Below are 16,963 nucleotides of genomic sequence, written 5' to 3' on the forward strand. Positions count from 1 at the left end.
GAGCAAGCCATGTTTAGATTCACCACCTTTGCGGCGATCGCCGCCGCCGCCATTTCCGTGATTGCCGCGCCCGCTGCGAAAGCGCAGGAGTTCCCGAGCAAGCCGGTGCGCATCATCACGCCGTTCCCTGTGGCCAGCGGCCCCGAGGGCGTGGTTCGCCTGCTGGCCGACAAGCTCAGCCGTGCGTGGGGACAGCCTGTGACGGTCGAGAACCGACCGGGCGGGAACGGCTTCATTGCGATCGATGCCTTCAAGCGCGGAGCCAAGGACGGATACGACTTGATCCAGCTCGACAACGTGCACCTGGTGGCCTATCCGCACTTGTTCAAGAAGCTGCCCTACGACCCAGCCAAGGACTTCGCGCAGATTGCGCCCCTGTTTCGCACCAACTTCTTCTTCACGGTGGCGACCGACAGCAAGTACAAAAGCGTCGGCCAGATCGTGCAGGACGCCAAGGCGCACCCGGGCGAACTCAACTATGGCTCTTGGTCGGTGGGCAATCCGGTGCACCTGGGCTCGGCGCTGTTCGAGTCGGTGACGGGTACCAAGATGACGCACGTCATCTACAAGGAGACGACGCAGCTTTACACCGGCGTGGCCACTCAGGAGCTGTCCTTCGCGCTGGGCACGTTGGGCAGCACACGCGCGCTGTTGCAGTCGGGCCGGCTGCGCTATGTCGCGGTTGCCGCGCCCAAACGCCACCCGGCATTCCCCGATGTGCCGACGGTGGCAGAGTCGGGTGGGCCGGCTGGCTTCGAGGTCACCGGTTGGACGACTGTCGCTGCACCGCCCGGCCTGCCTGCGGCCGTGGCCGAAAAGCTCAACCGCGACATCGAGAAGGCGCTCTCGGAACCAGACTTCAAGGCGAAGTTCGACGCCTTCGGCTACGAGCCCTATCCGATCTCGCGCACTCAGTTCCAACAACTGGTGCAGACTGAATCGGCGCGCTATGCGGAAGTGATCAAGCAGGCCAAGGTTTCGCTGGACTGAACGGAAGGTCACACACATGAACTGGATGCCAACGCGCCGGCAGGCGTTGATCGCAGCCGGGGCCGGCGCGGTCGTCGGGTCAGCCGGGCGTGCGTGGGCTCAGTCGTCCTACCCCTCGCGACCGGTGCACATCGTCGCGCCCTTCACGCCCGGTGGTTCGAGCGACCTTCTGGCACGCGCGATCGGCCAGGCCTTGTCGCAAGGCTGGAACGGACAGGCCGCCGTCATCGAGAACGTGCCCGGCGCCGGCGGCTCGGTCGGTTCGGAGAAGGTGGCGCGTTCGCCGGCCGACGGCTACATGCTGTTGATGGGCCATACCGGCACGCTGGCGGTCAATCCGTCGCTCTATCCCAGATTGGGCTATGACCCGGTCAAAAGCTTCGCCCCCGTGGCGATGGTGGCGCGCGTGCCCAACGTGCTGGTGGTGCATCCTTCCGTGCCGGCCCGCAATCTGGCAGAACTGGTGGCGCTGTCGAAGGCGCAGCCCGAAAAGCTGGCCTATGGCTCCGGCGGCAACGGCAGCGCGGCGCACATCAGCACGGAGTACCTCAAGCTCAAGACGGGCGCATCGCTCATGCATGTGCCATACCGCGGTACGGCGCCTTCGGTCACCGACCTGCTCGCAGGCCAGGTCCAGGTGCTGTTTACCGGTGCGCCGGCGCTGCTGCAGCACATCCGCGCCGGCAAGATGCGTGCGCTGGCGGTGTCGAGCCTGCAGCGCCTGCCGCAGTTGCCCGACGTGCCCACCGTCGCCGAGAGCGGCGTGCCCGGCACCAAGGGATTCGAGGCCGACCAGTGGTACGGCCTGGTGGCACCCGCCGGCACGCCCGTCGCCATCGTCACGCAGCTCAATGCCGAGGTGAATCGCGCGCTGCAGTCGCCCGAAGTCCAGAACCGGCTGAGTGCAGAGGGCGCGCTCGCGGCGCCGATGTCACCCCAGGCCTTCGGCCAGCTGATCGCTCAGGAGATCGATCGCTGGCGGCAGGTGGTGAAGGCGGCGAACGTGAAAGTCGAATGACTTTCAAAATCAGACTCGAGCAATGCCATGTCGCTCGTTCGAGCGACATGGCTGGCAAGGTGCCACATCACCATTCAAGAACAGGAGATTCCATGTCCAACTTCACCCGCCGCCGCGCAGCCACGTTGATCGCCGCCGCTGCTTTCGCCGGCTCCGCTTTTCCGCTGAACGCGCTAGCCGATGCATATCCCTCCAAGCCGATCACCGTGGTCGTGCCCTATGCGCCCGGCGGTGGCGTCGACATCGTGACCCGCATCGTCACGCAGGAACTGGGCACAGCGCTGGGCCAGACCATCATCGTCGACAACAAGCCGGGCGCCTCGACGAACATCGGCATGGCAGCGGTGGCCAAGGCGCCTGCCGACGGCTACACGCTGCTGACGGCATCGCCCTCGCTGACCAGCAATGGCGCGTTGTTCAAGAACCTGAGCTTCGACCCCGCCAGCGACTTCACGCTGGTCGGCAAGATTGGCTACGCACCGCTGGTCGTCGTGGTGCCGGCCACCTCCAAGTTCAAGACGTTCAAAGAATTGGTCGAGTACGGCAAGGCCCACCCCGATGAACTGTCTTACGGCTCGGCCGGCAACGGCAGCTCCGGCCATCTTGCGAGCGAACTGATGAAGCAGGAGACGGGTGTCAAGGCCATCCACGTGCCCTACAAAGGCGGCAGCCCCGCCATCACCGACCTGATCGGCGGGCGCATCTCCTTCATGTCGATCAACCCCCTCGAGGTCATCGCACACATCCAGGCCGGCAAGCTGCGCGCGTTGGCTGTCTACGGCAGCAAGCCCACCGACACGCTGCCCGACCTGCCGACCACCGCCTCGCTCGGTTGGCCCAAGCTGGACGCCACCGTGTGGTGGGGCCTGATCGGTCCGAAGGGCCTGCCGGCGGATGTGGTGGCGCGCCTGAACGGCGAACTTCAGAAGACGCTGGCCCGCAAGGATGTGCAGGACAAGCTGGCCACGCGTGGCGCCATCGTCGACACCGGCTCGGCCGCGCAGTTCGACGCCTTCAACCGCGCCGAGATCGCCAAGTGGACAAAGGTGATCAAGGACGCGGGCATTCAAGCCGACTGATCGCGCCTCAACGGCCGCAGCGCAATGCGCCGCGGCCCGCGCTGACAGCCCGCTGCTTCATCGGCAGCGGGCTTTTTTGCTGGCCGATGCACATGGCATTCGATCGGCAGTTAGAGTGCGAACATGCGCCTGCGCGTGATCCACGCCTGGCGCCATCGAGGCTTTTCGCACGAAGGGCCATACACCCGAAGGAGCGCGCGATGAATTCGCAGTCGGCGGTCAATCCGCATTCCGATTTCCTCCGATCGATCCGCTTGTGGCGCGCCGCGGGATGCGCTGCAGCCTGGGTCTTGGCTTGCTGCATCGGGGCGACGCTGCCGCCGTCGCAGGCCCATGCGCAATCCGTCATTCCCTCCAGCCAACTGGTGTTCAAGAAGGGAAGCAGCGGCACTTCGGTCGTCGGCACGCTCAGAGGGCGCAGCATCGAGACGCGCGACTATGTGCTCGCGGCCAAGGCGGGGCAGATCATGACGGTGTCGCTGGCGACGACGTCATCGTCCACCTCCTTCAATGTGCTTCCGCCGGGCAGCAGCGGAGAAGCCATCTTCGTCGGCGAATTGACGGGCCAAAGAGCATGGACGGGCGAACTGCCGGACGACGGCAACTATGTGATCCGCGTCTACCTGAACCGGGCTGCGGGGCGTCAGGGTGTCTCGTCCAACTACAAGCTCATTGTTTCGTTGACGAGTGTCGAGCCGGAAGAGGCCACGGAAAAGGACGCGGCCTCCGACTATGACGCCACCGGGCAGTTGCCGTGCTCGATGGGCGGCGCACCCGCCGGCTCGGTGCTGTGCGACTACGGCGTCAAGCGCGGCGAAGCCGGCGCGGCGACGCTCGACATCACGCCGCCCGGGGGTGCCAGGCGCACGCTCACGTTTTCAGGCAGCCGCGTGAAGGCCGGGGGCGGCGGATCGGTCAAGGCGTCCAAGCAGGGCGACGATTGGCTCGTGTCGGTCAACGGCTATGAGCACTACGTCATCCACAAGTCGCTGATCGACGGCAGTTGAGTGCTGCCTATTGCAGGAGCCCTCGATCGCGCAGGCGCGCCACGCGTTCCTTCTCGATGCCGAAGGTCTTCAGCGCGTAGTCCTTGTAGGCCTTCGGGTCCTTGTGGCCCGACTGCTGGTTGAGCTGTTCCATGACCTTCTGGCTGGCCGGCGACTGCAGGCCCTTGAGACACGCGTCGTGGACCCCGGGTGTGCCTCAGTATCTGGGGGCCATGAATTCGAGTCCAATTCGAAGATTGGTACTTTCAATTCGATATTCGTATGGCGTTCGACCTGAGGCATCTGCGCTGTTTTCTGGCCGTGGCCGATGAAGGCCACTTCGGAAGAGCTGCTGCCAAACTCGCAATGACGCAGCCGCCGCTGTCGGTGGCGATCCGGCAGCTGGAGGACACGGTCGGTGTCCGGCTGATCGACCGCTCGAGCCGGGGCGTGCAGATCACGGCGGCCGGCGAGGCGCTGGTGCCGCAGGCGCGGGCGCTACTGGCCGCGGCCGCGGAAGCCGTGCTCACTGCGCGGCATGTGGGCCAGGGCGCGCGGGGGCGTTTGCGTGTCGGCTTCGTCGGCTCGTTGCTGTTCGCGGGCCTGCCGCAATGGCTCGCGCTCTTTCAGGAGGCGCATCCGGGCATCGAGGTCGCGCTGGTCGAGCTCAATTCGCAAGAGCAGCTCGATGCGATGGGGCGAGGCGAGCTCGACGTGGGCTTCGTCCTGGCTCGCCGAGTGCCGAGCGTGCTGCAGGCCGTCACGGTGCACGAGGCGCCGTTCGTTGCCTGCCTGCCTGCCGGGCATCCGGCCGCGTCGTCCAAGCGCTTGTCGCTCGAACGCCTGCGCGACGATCCGTTCGTGCTCTTCTCCCGGCAGGTATCGCCGGACTACCACGCGCGGATCATCGACGCGTGCGCCGAAGCCGGGTTCGATCCCAAGGTCCGGCACGAGCTGCGCCACTGGCTGTCGGTCGTGGCGGTGGTGTCGCAAGGGATGGGCGTTGCCATCGTGCCGGCTCCGCTGGCCCAGTCGGGCATGGCCGGCGTGGTGTTTCGGCCGTTGAGCGGCGCCCGCGTGACGTCGATTCTGCAATGCGTGTGGCCGGTCGGGCCGGTGCGCTCGCCCGCCGTGCTCGGTCTGCTGAACGTGGTGTTCTCGGCGGCAGCGCCCGATGCTTTGGCGCGCATCGCGGGCGCCTGAGGCCTGAGGCGGCTGTGGCGCCTGGGAAGCCTGGGCGCGACCCGGGCCGCGCGATCAGGCTTGCGCTTCGTCCTCGACCGCCTTGCGAGGGGGACGCATCACGTTCAGCGGCAGTGCCGGCGCGGCGCCATCCTTGTCGACGCCGGCGTACACGGTCACGTGCGGGAAAGGCAGCTCGATGTCCTTGGCATTGAAGGCCGCCTTCATGCGGCGCAGGTATTCGCGTCGCACGCCCCATTGCTGCGAAGCCACGGTGCGCAGGCGTGCGCGAATGACGACGGCGCTCTGGTCCAGGCGCTCCAGGCCGGCCATCTCCAGGTCGTCCAGGATGATGTCCTTCCAGGCGGTGTCCTCGCGCATCTGCCGGGCCACCTCGTGCATGACGGCCATGACCTCATCCACGTTCTCGCGGTAGCCCACGCCGACTTCCAGCACGGCATTGCTGAAGTGGCGCGTCATGTTCGACACGGTGGTGATGAGGTTGTTGGGGATGTAGTGCACCGTGCCTTCGTAGTCGCGCAGGCGCACATGGCGCAGCGTGATGTCTTCGACGCCGCCGGCAATGCCCGCGACCTTGACGACGTCGCCGGTGCGGATCTGGTCTTCGAGGAGGATGAAGAAGCCGGTGAAGTAGTCCTTGACCAGGCTTTGCGCCCCAAAGCCGATGGCCAGGCCAACGACACCGGCGGCTCCCAGGATCGGGGCCAGGGAGATGCCGATCTGCCCCAGCACGAGCATGAAGGCCACCGCACCGATCACCACCGCGATGATGTATTTGACGACGCGCGCCAGCGTGGCGGCGCGGCTGGCCTCGGTGGCACCCATGTGCCGCTCGGCCCTTTCACGCACCAGCCGCACCATGCGGTAGAGCAGGCGCATCGCCAGCCAGGCCAGAACGAGGATGAGGAAGATGCGAAGTGCCGTGAGGGCAGGGGCGCCCCAGCGGTCCCAGTCGATGTCGTTGATCAGGTTCATGCTGTGTCTGTGGATAGGTCGGCGCAGTTCGGGAGGGGCCTGGAAGGCCCGCACCCGGGTGCGCTCGAAGTGCGCTTGGAAGCAGCGCAGATTGAAAAGGTTCCGTCCCGTCCCGCAAGCGCATGGCTCGGGGAAGCGGTTGGCCAGAAGGTCAATGATGCCATCGACGGCGCATGTGGGACATCGCCGCGTTTTGCGATTCCCTGCCCGCACCGCTGCTATCCTGAGCCAGTGCCTTCGCAACCCATCGAAGACTATGCCGTCATCGGCGACTGCCACACCGCCGCGCTGGTGGGCCGCAATGGCTCCATCGACTGGCTGTGTCTGCCTCGTTTCGATTCCCCAGCGTGCTTCGCCGCGCTTCTCGGCGGCCCTGAGCACGGCCGATGGCTGGTGGCTCCGGCTGTCCCCATCCTCGGCGTCAAGCGCCGCTATCGCCCCGGCACGCTGATCCTGGAGACCGAGTTCGAAACCGACAGCGGCGTGGTTCGCGTTGTCGACTGCATGCCCATCCGCAACGGGCGCTCGGATTTGCTGCGCATGATCATCGGCGTTCGCGGCCGTGTTCCGATGCAGATGGAACTGGTGATGCGCCTGGACTACGGATCGATCGTGCCTTGGGTACGACGCACCGAAGGCGGCTTGCTGGCGACGGCCGGGCCCGATTCGCTGCTGCTGCAAACGCCATTGCCCTTGACGGGCAGGCACATGCGCACGCGCTCCGAGTTCGAAGTCACCCGGGGCGAGCGCATTCCGCTCAACCTGGCGCATTGCGCTTCGCATCTGCCCCTGCCGCAGCCGCAGGACCCCGAAGCGCTGCTTGCAAGCACCGAGAAGTTCTGGCGCGACTGGTCCAGGCGATGCAGCCACCGTGGCCCGCACAGGGAGGCCGTCGTGCGCTCGCTCCTCACGCTCAAGGCGCTGACCTACCTGCCCACCGGCGGCATCGTGGCCGCGGCCACCACGTCGCTGCCCGAACAGCCCGGGGGCGTGCGCAACTGGGACTATCGCTACTGCTGGTTGCGCGATGCGACCTTCACGCTCAACGCATTGCTGTTGGCGGGCCACACCGAAGAGGCGGAGGCCTGGCGCGAGTGGCTGCTGCGCGCGATCGCTGGGCGCCCCGGCGACTTGCAGACGCTCTACAGCGTGACGGGCGAGCGGCGCGTCGACGAGTACGAGCTCGACTGGCTGCCGGGCTACAACGGCGCGGCCCCGGTGCGCGTCGGCAACGCGGCGGCACGCCAGCTCCAACTCGACATCTACGGCGAACTGATGGACACCCTGCATCTGGCGCGCCATGCCGGCGTGCCACCGCAGCCGCACGCCTGGAGCATCCAGCGGACCCTGCTCGACTACCTGGAGCGCCGCTGGGAGGAGCCCGACGAAGGCATCTGGGAGATCCGCGGCCCCAGGCGCCAGTTCACGCATTCGAAGATCATGGCGTGGGTCGCGTTCGACCGCGCCATCAAGTCGGTCGAGCAGTTCGGCCTGGACGGACCGGTCGACCGCTGGCGCGAGCTTTGTGCCGAGATCCACGCGCGCGTCTGCAAGGAAGGCTTCAATCGCCGGCGCAACAGCTTCGTGCAATGCCTGGGAGGCACCGCGCTCGATGCCAGCCTGCTGCTCATTCCCCAATTGGGCTTCCTGCCGGCCGAGGACCCGCGCGTGCAAGGCACCGTGGAGGCGGTGCGGCGGGAGCTCAGCCGTGGCGCGCTCGTGTGGCGCTACCAGACACGCACCGGCGTCGACAACCTGCCGCCGGGCGAGGGCGGCTTCGTGCCCTGCAGCTTCTGGCTGGTCGATGGACTGGCCCTGGTGGGCCGCCGCAAGGAGGCGCAGGCACTGTTCAAGAAAGTGCTCGCGCTTTGCAACGACGTGGGCTTGTTGTCGGAAGAGATCGATCCCGACACCGGCCACATGCTGGGCAACTTTCCGCAGGCGTTCAGCCACATGGCGCTGGTCAATACCGTGCGTGTGCTGGGGCTGTCGCGCGAACGCATGGCGCAGACGAGCCGCAAAGGCGAACGTCCCGCCGCGGCGACTGCGGCGCGCGGGCGTCGTCCGGCGCGGCCCGCCGCCCGGAAGGCCGGTTCCAGCCCATAGCGCCTTATGGCGCAGGCTTGAGGTGCAGCACCATGCGCTGCGTGTCGGGCTCGTCGTCTTCGTGCCGCTCCGCCACGAAACCCAGCGACCTGGCCAGGCCCAGCATGCCCTGGTTCTCGCGCAGCACGATGCCGTAGAGCCGCTCGTAGCCACGCGCACGCGCGTGCGTGATCAGTTCACTCAGCAGAAGCCGGCCCATGCCCATCCCCTTGAGGTCGGAACGCACCAGCACGGCGAACTCGGCTTCGACCAGATCAGGGTTGGCCACGGTGCGGCCCACGCCGAGGGTCTCGGGATGGCCGTCGGCGTCCAGGCCTTCCGCGATGAAGGCCATCTCGCGGTCGTAGTCGATCTGCGTCATTCGTGCCAGTTCGCTGTGCGGCAGGCTCTTGCGTGCCGAGAAGAAGCGAAGGCGCAGGTCTTCCATGCTGGCGCGTTCGACGAAGGCGGCGTGCTGCGGCTCGTCCTCGGGACGGATCGGGCGCAAGGTGATGGTGCGGCCCTGCCATTGGAGCTGGCGGGACCATTGGGTGGGGTAGGGCACGATGGCGAATCGCTCCGCACCTGCCACGGGTGTGCGCGACACGCGAACGCGCGCGGTACCGACGCGTGCGTCCTGGTCATCCAGCCACAGCGGCGAGAGTTCGAGCTCGGCCAAGCGCGGTTGCTCGGCCAGCATCTGCGAGATGGCGATCAGCACGTCGTACAGCGCTTCGAGTCGCACCGGCGGGCGCACGCCGTCGCCGAACTCGCCCCAGCGCGCAACGCGGGTGTGCTGCACCATTTCGCGGGCCAGCACGCGGTTGAGCGGTGGCAGGCCGGCGGCCATGTCCTCCTCGCCGCTGCCGCCATGGCCGCAGAGGATGACGGGGCCGAACAGCGGATCGATGCGGGCCACGACTTGGATCTGCCTGGAGCGTGCCGCCCGATGCGCCAGGGCCAGCGGGTCCGTGCTTTCTCCGGGCGGCGCGAGCGCGATGCCATAGGCGCCGAGCAGCGTGGCGACCTGCGCCTGATCGAGCCATTCGTTGGCCTGCTCGATCAGGACGCGTGCGGCGTCGGTGTCCGGGCTGGCGTTCTCGCCGACGCTGGGCACTTCCATCAGCGCCTCCTGGTTGCGCCGATAGGTCTGCAACATGGCGAAGGCGCGCACCGCGCTTTCCGGCGTGATGTAGCAGGGCGCACCGGCGCGTTCGAAGGTCTCGCGCGCCGGGGCGACGGCGGCGTCGCCCATCCAGCAGGTCATGACGCGCGGGATGGCCTGCGTCTTCAAGGCCGGCAGGCAGGCTTGCGCGATGTCGGCGGCGCTGACGTTGTCGCTGGGGGCGTGCAGCAGGATCACGGCGCCCGCATCGGGGTCGGCCATCAATGCGCCGAGCGTGTCGACGTAGCGTTGAACCGGCGCGTCGCCGCCGATGTCGACCGGGTTGTGGCTCAGCCAAGGCGCGTCCAGGTCTTTGCTGGCCTGCCTCAGGCGGGCACTGGGGGTGGCCAGCGCCACCCCGGCAGCGTCGGCCGCGTCCGCAGCCGCGACACCGGCGCCTCCGCCATTGGTCATGATGGTGATGACACTGCTTTGGTTGGCACGAAAGCGGGCCAGCGTGGTGGCTGCGGTGAGCAGATCCTGCAGCGTGTCGACGCGCAGCATGCCCGCACGGCGAATGGCGGCGTCGTAGACCAGGTCGTCGCCGACCGGGCCGTCGCCGGACCGACTTTGCACGGCGGCAAGGCCAGCGCCGCCGCGGCCGGCCTTGACGACGATCACCGGCTTGTTGCGTGCCGCGGCCCGCGCGGCCGACATGAACTTGCGCGGCGCCGTCACGGACTCGATGTACAGCAGGATGGCGCGGGTCTTCCAGTCGCTGGCCAGCCAGTCGAGCACGTCCCCGAAGTCGACGTCGCATCGATCGCCCAGCGACACCAGCGACGACACGCCGATCCCGCGGCCCCGCGCCCAGTCCAGGAAGGCGGTGACCAGCGCGCCGGACTGGGAGACGAAGGCCAGTTGGCCCGGTTTGGCACCGACGTGCGCCAGCGTTGCGTTCAGGCCGATGTTGGGGTTGAGCAGCCCGATCGAGCGCGGCCCGAGCAGGCGCAGCACATGCGGGCGCGCGGCGTTCAGCGCGGCTTGGCGCTGCTCGGCCGTGAGGCCCGGCGTCATGATGATCGCGGCGCGCGTGCCCATGGCGCCCAGCCTTGCCACCAACGGGGCGATGGTTCTGGGCGGCGAACACAGCAGGGCCAGATCCGGAGGTGCTGGCAACGCATCGGCGTTGGCGTAGACCTCGCGCTCGCCAAGCCTGGCGTGCTTGGGGTTGACCGCCCACACCGGACCTTTGAAACCGCCCGCCAGCAGGTTCTTCCAGACGGTGGCGCCCACGCTACCGGGGCGCTCGGAAGCACCGAAGACGGCGACGGAGGCGGGCGTGAAGAGGGATTCCAGATGGCGGACGGTCAAGGCGCTTGAACTCCAGGGTCGCGAAATGGGCCCATGCTGCCTGTCATGCCAGATGCCCGCAAGATGCGTTGCCCGGGGTCGTGTCGTGACGCGGTCGATTGCCGCCGTCCGGGCACGGACGCTTGCGGCTAAGCTCTTCGTTCTGTCACTGAAGGAAGGAATAGCCGTGAAAATTCTTCTCGCCGTGGATGGCAGCGAATTCACGCGTCGCATGCTCGACTACATCACCGTCCATCCGAAGCTCTTCGGGGACGCTCCGGATTTCACCGTGCTCACCGTGGTGTCCGCACTGCCGCCGCGGGCCACGGCCTTCAGCAATTCCGACACCGTGCATGCCTATTACGACGACGAAGCCAGGCAAGTTCTCGATCCGATTCGCCAGATCCTGGACGGCAAGGGGTTGAAGGCCAACTACGTGCATCGCGTCGGCAACCCCGGCAGCGAGATTTCGGTGGCAGCGCGCGAAGGCGCGTTCGACATGGTGGTGATGGGATCGCATGGCCACAACGCGATCCAGACGCTCGTCATGGGCTCGGTGGCCGCCAAGGTGGTGGGCGGCTGCGAGGTGCCGGTTCTGATCGTGCGCTGAACGCGCGTTTTCAAGCGTGAGCGTGCGCCGAACTGCGCAGCACGCTCGGCCAGCCGGTCTCGCGGCCCATCATGGCCCGCGCATAGAGGTAGTTCTGAAGCGCCGTTTCGCTCAGGTGATCCATGTCGACGCAGCCTTCGGCGTCGCATGGAAACGCGTAGCCGCGCCGTCCGGCGAACAAGGCGGGAAATCTCAGCTCCCAACCTGCGCTGTCTGTAGCGGACGCGATGGATGATGCATAGCTGGCCATGATGTTCTCCTTGGCGCTTTGCCCTGCGCCGGGGTCGTTCAAGTGGCGGGTTTCGCCGCCATTCCTTGCTGATGATGATGAAACGACTTCAGGGGCCCTGATTGCAATCCCCAGACGGATTAGGTGGAACGTCCTGGCCGTACGGGTAGGCCGGCGATGGACTACAACCAAGCGCTGGTGTTTGATGCATGCTCGGGCGAACGTCCGACACGATCGCGCGACCTTCGTCCATGTCCTACGACCTTTCGCAGCCCCTTTCGCCCGCCGAAGCCCTGGCTTTGTTCGATCGCCTGGAGCCGGTCGATTGCGCCTTCATGTTCGGCCGGTGGCGGGGATCTGGCGTGCTCACTGGCCATCCGATGGATGGCCTGCTGGAGGCCTACCGCTGGTGGGGCAAGCACTTCGAGAGCACGGAGGTCGTGCATCCTTTGCTCTTCGAGGCGCGCAACGGTCAGCCAGTGGCGATCAACCCGGCCCTGCTGGGCGCCGGGCTGGGTCTGGTGGGGCGTGTGCCGCTGCCGCGTTCGGCTGCGGCCGGGCGCGTGTTCCAGACACTCGCGGGCGTTCCCGGCCTGCTGCGCACCTCCAGGCCCCGCGCCCGGCTGCGGATGCTCGTGCACCGAGGCCAATGCAGCGCCGCCATGGTCTACGACCAGTGGCCGATCATCGACGTGTTCAGACGGGTGGACGAGGCGCGCGTGCTCGGACTGATGGATGCGCGCGACATGGCGCAGCCATTTTTCTTCCAGTTGACGCGCGATCGCCCCTGAGCATCTTCGGCCCGGGTCTGTTCGAAGGCATCATCGCGTCCTGACATTTGATGACTTTGTTGAGACGTTTCCATGAGATTCTTGCCCGTTGATCTGCCGCGTTTCCTTCCCTGGATGGCCGTGGTCTTGCTGTCCGCATGCGCCGGGACTTCGCCGCAAGGCGGGGCGGTCGGCGCGCCGACCGGCATGCCGCCAGCACCGCTGTTGAGCGGCGGCGGGGCGGGCTCGGGCGGGGCTGCGGGTGCGGCCTTGCCCGCCGACGACGGCAACGCCAGCTACAGCCTCACGGGCACCCGCTGGCAATTGATGGAAATCCAATCCACCGACGGCGCCGCGCCGCCGGCCCGCCCGGCCGATCCGGCGCGCTACACGGTCCAGTTCGGGCCCGAGGGGCGCGCCGTCTTCCAGGTCGACTGCAACCGCGGCCAGGCCACCTGGCAGGTCGACAGGGTGGGCGACGGGCACACCGGCCCACTGCGCTTCATGGGGATTTCGATCGGTCAAACCACCTGCGGCGTATCGCCATTGGGCCCGCGCGTGGCGGCGGCCCTGCCGCTGGTGCGCGGCTACATGATCCGAAACGGGCGCCTGTACATGTCGCTCGAGGGTGACGAGGGCCTGTTGACCTGGAACGGGGTGCGCTGAAGCAAGTTCGACCCAGATTGGGTCGAATATCGGCCTTGATGAATCAAAGTTGACCTCCTACGATCCGGCTCGCGCCGAGTCGTGAGGAGCCACCTCCGCGGGCGCATCCAAAACAAGATGCAAGCCTGGAGACAACTGAGCAGCAAGGAAGTCACGCTGCTGGACCATGTGTTCTGGTCCAGCGGGATCTCGCGCATGGGCTTGGCCAATGGCGCGGCCTTTTCCAAGAGCCGGGCCAATGCGGCGGTCGCGGCGCTGCTCGAGCAAGGCCTGATCGAGACTGGCAGCCTGCGCAGCGAGACCGGGGGCCGCCGGGCCGAGACGCTGCGGCTGTCCAATTCACTGGGCGTGCTCATCGGCGTGGCCATGGGCGCCACTGGCCTGGAAGTGGGCGTGCTCGCGCCCGATCTTGAGATGCTGGCCCACCACAGCGAGCCGGCCGACGTGCGCGACGGCCCGGCGGTGGTGTTGTCGCGTGTGCGAACGCTGATGCGCGAGCTGCTCGCCAAGTGCGGCCGCACCCCGCGCGAGGTGATCGGCATCGGCATCGGCGTGCCCGGGCCTGTGCATTTCGAGCGTGCCCAACTCGTCAATCCGCCGCTGATGCCGCAGTGGGATTCGTATTCGATCCGGGACGATCTGCGCGCCGACTTCACCGCACCCGTGTGGGTGGACAACGACGTGAACGTGATGGCCCTGGGCGAGCTGTGGCGCATGCAGCGGCAACTGACCAACTTCGTCGTGATCAAGGTGGGCACCGGCATCGGCTGCGGCATCGTGTGCCACGGCGAGGTCTATCGCGGCGCGAGCGGCTCGGCCGGCGACGTGGGACACATCTGCGTCGATCCCAACGGCCCGCGGTGCCACTGCGGCAACGTCGGCTGCGTGGAGGCGATGGCCGGCGGTCGCGCCATTGCGCGTCTGGCCGAAGAGGCGGGGCGGGCCGGGCAGAGCGAAATCCTTGCCAAGGCGTTGCAGGCGCAAGGCACGCTGCGCCTGGCCGATGTGGCCCAGGCGAGCCATTCGGGCGACGTGACGGCCAACGCCATCGTCCAACGCGCCGGCGCGCTCGTCGGGCAGATGCTCGCGACGGTGGTGAACTTCTACAACCCGTCGCACGTGTTCATCGGCGGCAGCGTGCAGCGCTTCGGTCCGTCTTTCCTGGCGGCCGTGCGCCAGAGCGTCTACCAACGCTCGCTGCCACTGTCGACGCGCCAGCTCGAGATCCAGTACTCGCCACTGGCCGAACGCGCCGGCATCATCGGCGCCGCCACGCTGGCGATGCAGGAGAGCCTGAGAAAGGCGCAGCGATGAATGCCGTGGCCCAAGCCCAAGCCCATGCATCCGCTGCCGCCGTGCCGGCGCTCGCCTTCGAGGGCATCGTCAAGCGCTTCGGCCCGGTCCAGGTGCTGCACGGCGTGAGCTTCGCATTGCAGCCGGGGCGCATCGTCGGGCTGCTGGGCGAGAACGGAGCGGGCAAGTCCACGCTAATGAAGATCGCGTCGGGCTACGAGGCGCCGAGCGAGGGCGTCGTCACCGTCGGCGGCCGCGCCGTGTCGTTCGACGGGCCGCGCGCCGCGGAGAACGAAGGCATCGTGCTGATCCACCAGGAGTTCAACCTGGCCGAGGATCTGACCGTCGCGCAGAACATCCACCTGGGCCACGAGAAGCGCGGCCGCTTCCTGCTCGACGACAACGCCATGCGGCAAAGCGCCGCGCAGGTGCTCGCCGAGGTGGGGCTGGCCAGGCATCCCGACACGCCGGTGCGCCAGCTGATCGTTGCCGAGAAGCAGTTGGTGGAGATCGCCAAGGCCCTGTCCAAGCGCGCACGCATCCTGATCATGGACGAGCCCACCGCCACGCTCACGCCGGGCGAGACGCAGCGCCTGTTCGCGCTCATGCGCCGGCTGCAAGGCGAGGGCGTGACCATCGTCTACATCTCGCACAAGCTCGACGAGGTGGAGCACATCTGCGACGAAGTCGTGGTGATGCGCGATGGCCGCTTCGTGGCGCGTGAGGCCACCGACGCGTTGACGCGCCTGCAGATGGCGCAGTTGATGGTGGGGCGCGAGCTGTCCGACCTGTATCCGCCGCGCACCCCCGCGCCCGCGGACGATGCGGCGCCGCTCTTGCGCGTGCGCGGCCTGACGGTGCCGGGATGGGCGCAGGACGTGGGCTTCGACCTGCGGCCCGGCGAGATCCTCGGCTTTGCCGGCCTGGTCGGTGCGGGTCGCACGGAGCTCTTCGAAGGACTGCTCGGCCTGCGTGCCGCGAGCGCGCAGGTCATCGAGATCGGGGGGCGGCCCGTGCGCATTTCCAGCCCCGGCCAGGCCGCGCGGCAAGGTCTCGTCTACCTGAGCGAGGACCGCAAGGGCAAGGGCCTGCATGTCGACTTCGGGCTGGCTGAAAACCTCACATTGATGGACCTGGGCCGCTATGCCTCGCCCTGGCTCGACCGCGCCCGCGAGCAGGCGGCGCTGCGAGACGCGGTGGCCGAATACGGCATCCGCACCGGCGCGCTGGACGTGCGCGCGTCGTCGCTGTCGGGCGGCAACCAGCAGAAGCTGGCGCTGGCCAAGGTGCTGCAGCCACGGCCGCGCATCGTGATCCTGGACGAGCCGACGCGCGGCGTGGACATCGGCGCCAAGCGCGAGATCTACCTGCTCATTCGCCGCCTGGCCGAGGAGGGCAAGGGCGTGATCGTCGTCTCGTCCGAACTGATGGAACTGATCGGCCTGGCGCACCGCGTCGCGGTGATGCGCGCCGGCCACCTGCAAACCGTGTTGCCCAACGAGGGCCTGACCGAAGAGGAACTGATCGCCCATGCCACAGGCACCCACTGATCCCGGCAACGCCGCCGATGGCGCCGCACAACGGGCGGGCGCGCCGCGTGCCGCCTGGCGCGACCGCCTGCACGCCCTCGGGCCCGTCATCGGCCTGCTGGCCGTGTGCATCGCCGGCTGGGCGCTCAACCCGGACTTCGCGAGCATCGACAACGCGATGAACGTGCTCACGCGCACCGCCTTCATCGGCATCATCGCGGTGGGCATGTGCTTCGTGATCATCTCGGGCGGCATCGACCTGTCGGTCGGTTCGATGGCCGCGCTGATCGCCGGCTGCATGATCCTGCTGATGAACTGGCTGGCCGGCTCGGGCCTGTCGCCGATGGCCTGCGTGCTCCTGGGCATGGTGTTCGCGCTGCTGTTGGGCAGCCTGTTCGGCCTTGCGCATGGCTTGCTCATCACCCGAGGCGGCATCGAGCCGTTCATCGTCACGCTTGGCACGCTGGGGATCTTCCGCGCCTACCTGACGTACTTCGCGGATGGCGGCGCCATCACGCTGGGCAACACGCTGGCCGACACCTACGCGCCGGTCTATTACGCCAGCTTCCTCGGCATACCCGTGCCGGTCTGGGTGTTCGCCGTGGTGGCCATCGCCGGCATGCTGCTGCTCGATCGCACGGCTTTCGGCCGGTACGTGAAGGCCATCGGTTCCAACGAGCAGGTGGCCCGCTATGCGGCCGTGGAGGTCGACCGCGTCAAGGTGCTGACCTACGTGCTGCTCGGGCTGTGCGTGGGCGTGGCCACGTTGCTTTATGTGCCGCGCCTCGGATCGGCTTCGCCCACCACCGGCCTGCTGTGGGAACTGGAGGCGATCGCCGCGGTGATCGTGGGCGGCACGGCCCTGCGCGGCGGCGCCGGCAGCGTGGGTGGCACGGTGGTCGGTGCCATCCTGCTTTCCGTCATCGGAAACATCCTCAATCTCACCAACGTGATCAGCGTCTATCTGAATGCGGCGGTGCAGGGCTTCGTGATCATCGCCGTGGCTTTTACACAGAGGAAGAAACGCAGATAGCGGCTTGGCGCCTGCACTTGTTCAAAGGTTTCCGTCCCG

General features: G+C 67.5%; 16 protein-coding genes. 12 read left to right on the plus strand and 4 right to left on the minus strand.

Annotated elements, in window-relative coordinates; translation table 11 throughout:
- The first annotated feature begins 9 nt into the window (after positions 1–9).
- The 4 genes from QTH91_RS08140 to QTH91_RS08155 all read left to right on the plus strand — a co-directional run bounded on the left by QTH91_RS08140 (position 10) and on the right by QTH91_RS08155 (position 4,094).
- Positions 10–990: a Bug family tripartite tricarboxylate transporter substrate binding protein gene (locus QTH91_RS08140; RefSeq protein ID WP_286659482.1), complete on the plus strand. Its 981-nt coding sequence runs from the start codon at positions 10–12 to the stop codon at positions 988–990.
- A 16-nt stretch (positions 991–1,006) separates the two neighbouring features.
- Positions 1,007–2,008 carry a Bug family tripartite tricarboxylate transporter substrate binding protein gene (locus tag QTH91_RS08145; protein WP_286659483.1) on the plus strand — a complete coding sequence of 334 codons (1,002 nt, stop codon included), beginning with the start codon at positions 1,007–1,009 and terminating at the stop codon, positions 2,006–2,008.
- A 92-nt stretch (positions 2,009–2,100) separates the two neighbouring features.
- Positions 2,101–3,087: a Bug family tripartite tricarboxylate transporter substrate binding protein gene (locus tag QTH91_RS08150; RefSeq protein ID WP_286659484.1), complete on the plus strand. Its 987-nt coding sequence runs from the start codon at positions 2,101–2,103 to the stop codon at positions 3,085–3,087.
- A 200-nt stretch (positions 3,088–3,287) separates the two neighbouring features.
- Positions 3,288–4,094: a hypothetical protein gene (locus QTH91_RS08155; protein ID WP_286659485.1), complete on the plus strand. Its 807-nt coding sequence runs from the start codon at positions 3,288–3,290 to the stop codon at positions 4,092–4,094.
- 7 nt (positions 4,095–4,101) lie between these two features.
- Here QTH91_RS08155 and QTH91_RS08160 read toward each other — a convergent pair whose 3' ends face one another.
- Positions 4,102–4,227, minus strand: coding sequence for a hypothetical protein (locus QTH91_RS08160; RefSeq protein WP_286659486.1), 126 nt, complete (start codon positions 4,225–4,227; stop codon positions 4,102–4,104).
- 128 nt (positions 4,228–4,355) lie between these two features.
- Between QTH91_RS08160 and QTH91_RS08165 the strand changes: the two genes are divergently transcribed.
- Complete coding sequence (locus QTH91_RS08165) at positions 4,356–5,276, plus strand: LysR family transcriptional regulator (protein WP_286659487.1); 921 nt, start codon at positions 4,356–4,358, stop codon at positions 5,274–5,276.
- Positions 5,277–5,330: 54 nt separating this feature from the next.
- On the opposite strand, the gene QTH91_RS08170 is transcribed toward QTH91_RS08165, so the two are convergent.
- Positions 5,331–6,251 (minus strand): mechanosensitive ion channel family protein, encoded by a 921-nt coding sequence (locus tag QTH91_RS08170; protein ID WP_286659488.1) that lies wholly within the window; start codon positions 6,249–6,251, stop codon positions 5,331–5,333.
- A 231-nt stretch (positions 6,252–6,482) separates the two neighbouring features.
- Between QTH91_RS08170 and QTH91_RS08175 the strand changes: the two genes are divergently transcribed.
- On the plus strand, positions 6,483–8,357 hold the full coding sequence (locus QTH91_RS08175) for a glycoside hydrolase family 15 protein (RefSeq protein ID WP_286659489.1): 1,875 nt from the start codon (positions 6,483–6,485) through the stop codon (positions 8,355–8,357).
- 4 nt (positions 8,358–8,361) lie between these two features.
- Here QTH91_RS08175 and QTH91_RS08180 read toward each other — a convergent pair whose 3' ends face one another.
- Positions 8,362–10,815, minus strand: a complete 2,454-nt coding sequence (locus QTH91_RS08180; protein ID WP_286659490.1) for a bifunctional acetate--CoA ligase family protein/GNAT family N-acetyltransferase — start codon at positions 10,813–10,815, stop codon at positions 8,362–8,364.
- A gap of 166 nt (positions 10,816–10,981) precedes the next feature.
- Here QTH91_RS08180 and QTH91_RS08185 point away from each other — a divergent pair, with 166 nt between their 5' ends.
- Positions 10,982–11,404 carry a universal stress protein gene (locus QTH91_RS08185; RefSeq protein WP_286659491.1) on the plus strand — a complete coding sequence of 141 codons (423 nt, stop codon included), beginning with the start codon at positions 10,982–10,984 and terminating at the stop codon, positions 11,402–11,404.
- 10 nt (positions 11,405–11,414) lie between these two features.
- Here QTH91_RS08185 and QTH91_RS08190 read toward each other — a convergent pair whose 3' ends face one another.
- Positions 11,415–11,654, minus strand: a complete 240-nt coding sequence (locus QTH91_RS08190) for a hypothetical protein (RefSeq protein ID WP_286659492.1) — start codon at positions 11,652–11,654, stop codon at positions 11,415–11,417.
- Positions 11,655–11,884: 230 nt separating this feature from the next.
- Between QTH91_RS08190 and QTH91_RS08195 the strand changes: the two genes are divergently transcribed.
- The 5 genes from QTH91_RS08195 to QTH91_RS08215 all read left to right on the plus strand — a co-directional run bounded on the left by QTH91_RS08195 (position 11,885) and on the right by QTH91_RS08215 (position 16,924).
- Positions 11,885–12,424 (plus strand): DUF4334 domain-containing protein, encoded by a 540-nt coding sequence (locus QTH91_RS08195; protein WP_286659493.1) that lies wholly within the window; start codon positions 11,885–11,887, stop codon positions 12,422–12,424.
- 72 nt (positions 12,425–12,496) lie between these two features.
- Entirely contained in the window at positions 12,497–13,069 is a 573-nt protein-coding gene (locus tag QTH91_RS08200; RefSeq protein WP_286659494.1) for an META domain-containing protein, read from the plus strand.
- A gap of 117 nt (positions 13,070–13,186) precedes the next feature.
- Positions 13,187–14,383: an ROK family protein gene (locus QTH91_RS08205; RefSeq protein ID WP_286659495.1), complete on the plus strand. Its 1,197-nt coding sequence runs from the start codon at positions 13,187–13,189 to the stop codon at positions 14,381–14,383.
- Positions 14,380–15,912, plus strand: coding sequence for a sugar ABC transporter ATP-binding protein (locus QTH91_RS08210; RefSeq protein ID WP_286659496.1), 1,533 nt, complete (start codon positions 14,380–14,382; stop codon positions 15,910–15,912). Before QTH91_RS08205 ends, QTH91_RS08210 begins: the two co-directional genes overlap by 4 nt.
- Complete coding sequence (locus QTH91_RS08215) at positions 15,893–16,924, plus strand: ABC transporter permease (protein WP_286659497.1); 1,032 nt, start codon at positions 15,893–15,895, stop codon at positions 16,922–16,924. Before QTH91_RS08210 ends, QTH91_RS08215 begins: the two co-directional genes overlap by 20 nt.
- The last annotated feature ends 39 nt before the right edge of the window (positions 16,925–16,963 follow it).

The sequence above is a fragment of the Variovorax dokdonensis genome, from assembly GCF_030316895.1.
Classification (GTDB): Bacteria; Pseudomonadota; Gammaproteobacteria; order Burkholderiales; family Burkholderiaceae_C; genus Variovorax; species Variovorax dokdonensis.

Excerpts from the sequence above, each read along its gene's own strand:
- QTH91_RS08140 (WP_286659482.1), top strand. The coding sequence starts at position 10 with ATGTTTAGATTCACCACCTTTGCGGCGATCGCCGCCGCCGCCATTTCC.
- QTH91_RS08145 (WP_286659483.1), top strand. The coding sequence starts at position 1,007 with ATGAACTGGATGCCAACGCGCCGGCAGGCGTTGATCGCAGCCGGGGCC.
- QTH91_RS08150 (WP_286659484.1), top strand. The coding sequence starts at position 2,101 with ATGTCCAACTTCACCCGCCGCCGCGCAGCCACGTTGATCGCCGCCGCT.
- QTH91_RS08155 (WP_286659485.1), top strand. The coding sequence starts at position 3,288 with ATGAATTCGCAGTCGGCGGTCAATCCGCATTCCGATTTCCTCCGATCG.
- QTH91_RS08160 (WP_286659486.1), bottom strand. The coding sequence starts at position 4,227 with ATGGAACAGCTCAACCAGCAGTCGGGCCACAAGGACCCGAAGGCCTAC.
- QTH91_RS08165 (WP_286659487.1), top strand. The coding sequence starts at position 4,356 with ATGGCGTTCGACCTGAGGCATCTGCGCTGTTTTCTGGCCGTGGCCGAT.
- QTH91_RS08170 (WP_286659488.1), bottom strand. The coding sequence starts at position 6,251 with ATGAACCTGATCAACGACATCGACTGGGACCGCTGGGGCGCCCCTGCC.
- QTH91_RS08190 (WP_286659492.1), bottom strand. The coding sequence starts at position 11,654 with ATGGCCAGCTATGCATCATCCATCGCGTCCGCTACAGACAGCGCAGGT.
- QTH91_RS08195 (WP_286659493.1), top strand. The coding sequence starts at position 11,885 with ATGTCCTACGACCTTTCGCAGCCCCTTTCGCCCGCCGAAGCCCTGGCT.
- QTH91_RS08200 (WP_286659494.1), top strand. The coding sequence starts at position 12,497 with ATGAGATTCTTGCCCGTTGATCTGCCGCGTTTCCTTCCCTGGATGGCC.
- QTH91_RS08205 (WP_286659495.1), top strand. The coding sequence starts at position 13,187 with ATGCAAGCCTGGAGACAACTGAGCAGCAAGGAAGTCACGCTGCTGGAC.
- QTH91_RS08210 (WP_286659496.1), top strand. The coding sequence starts at position 14,380 with ATGAATGCCGTGGCCCAAGCCCAAGCCCATGCATCCGCTGCCGCCGTG.
- QTH91_RS08215 (WP_286659497.1), top strand. The coding sequence starts at position 15,893 with ATGCCACAGGCACCCACTGATCCCGGCAACGCCGCCGATGGCGCCGCA.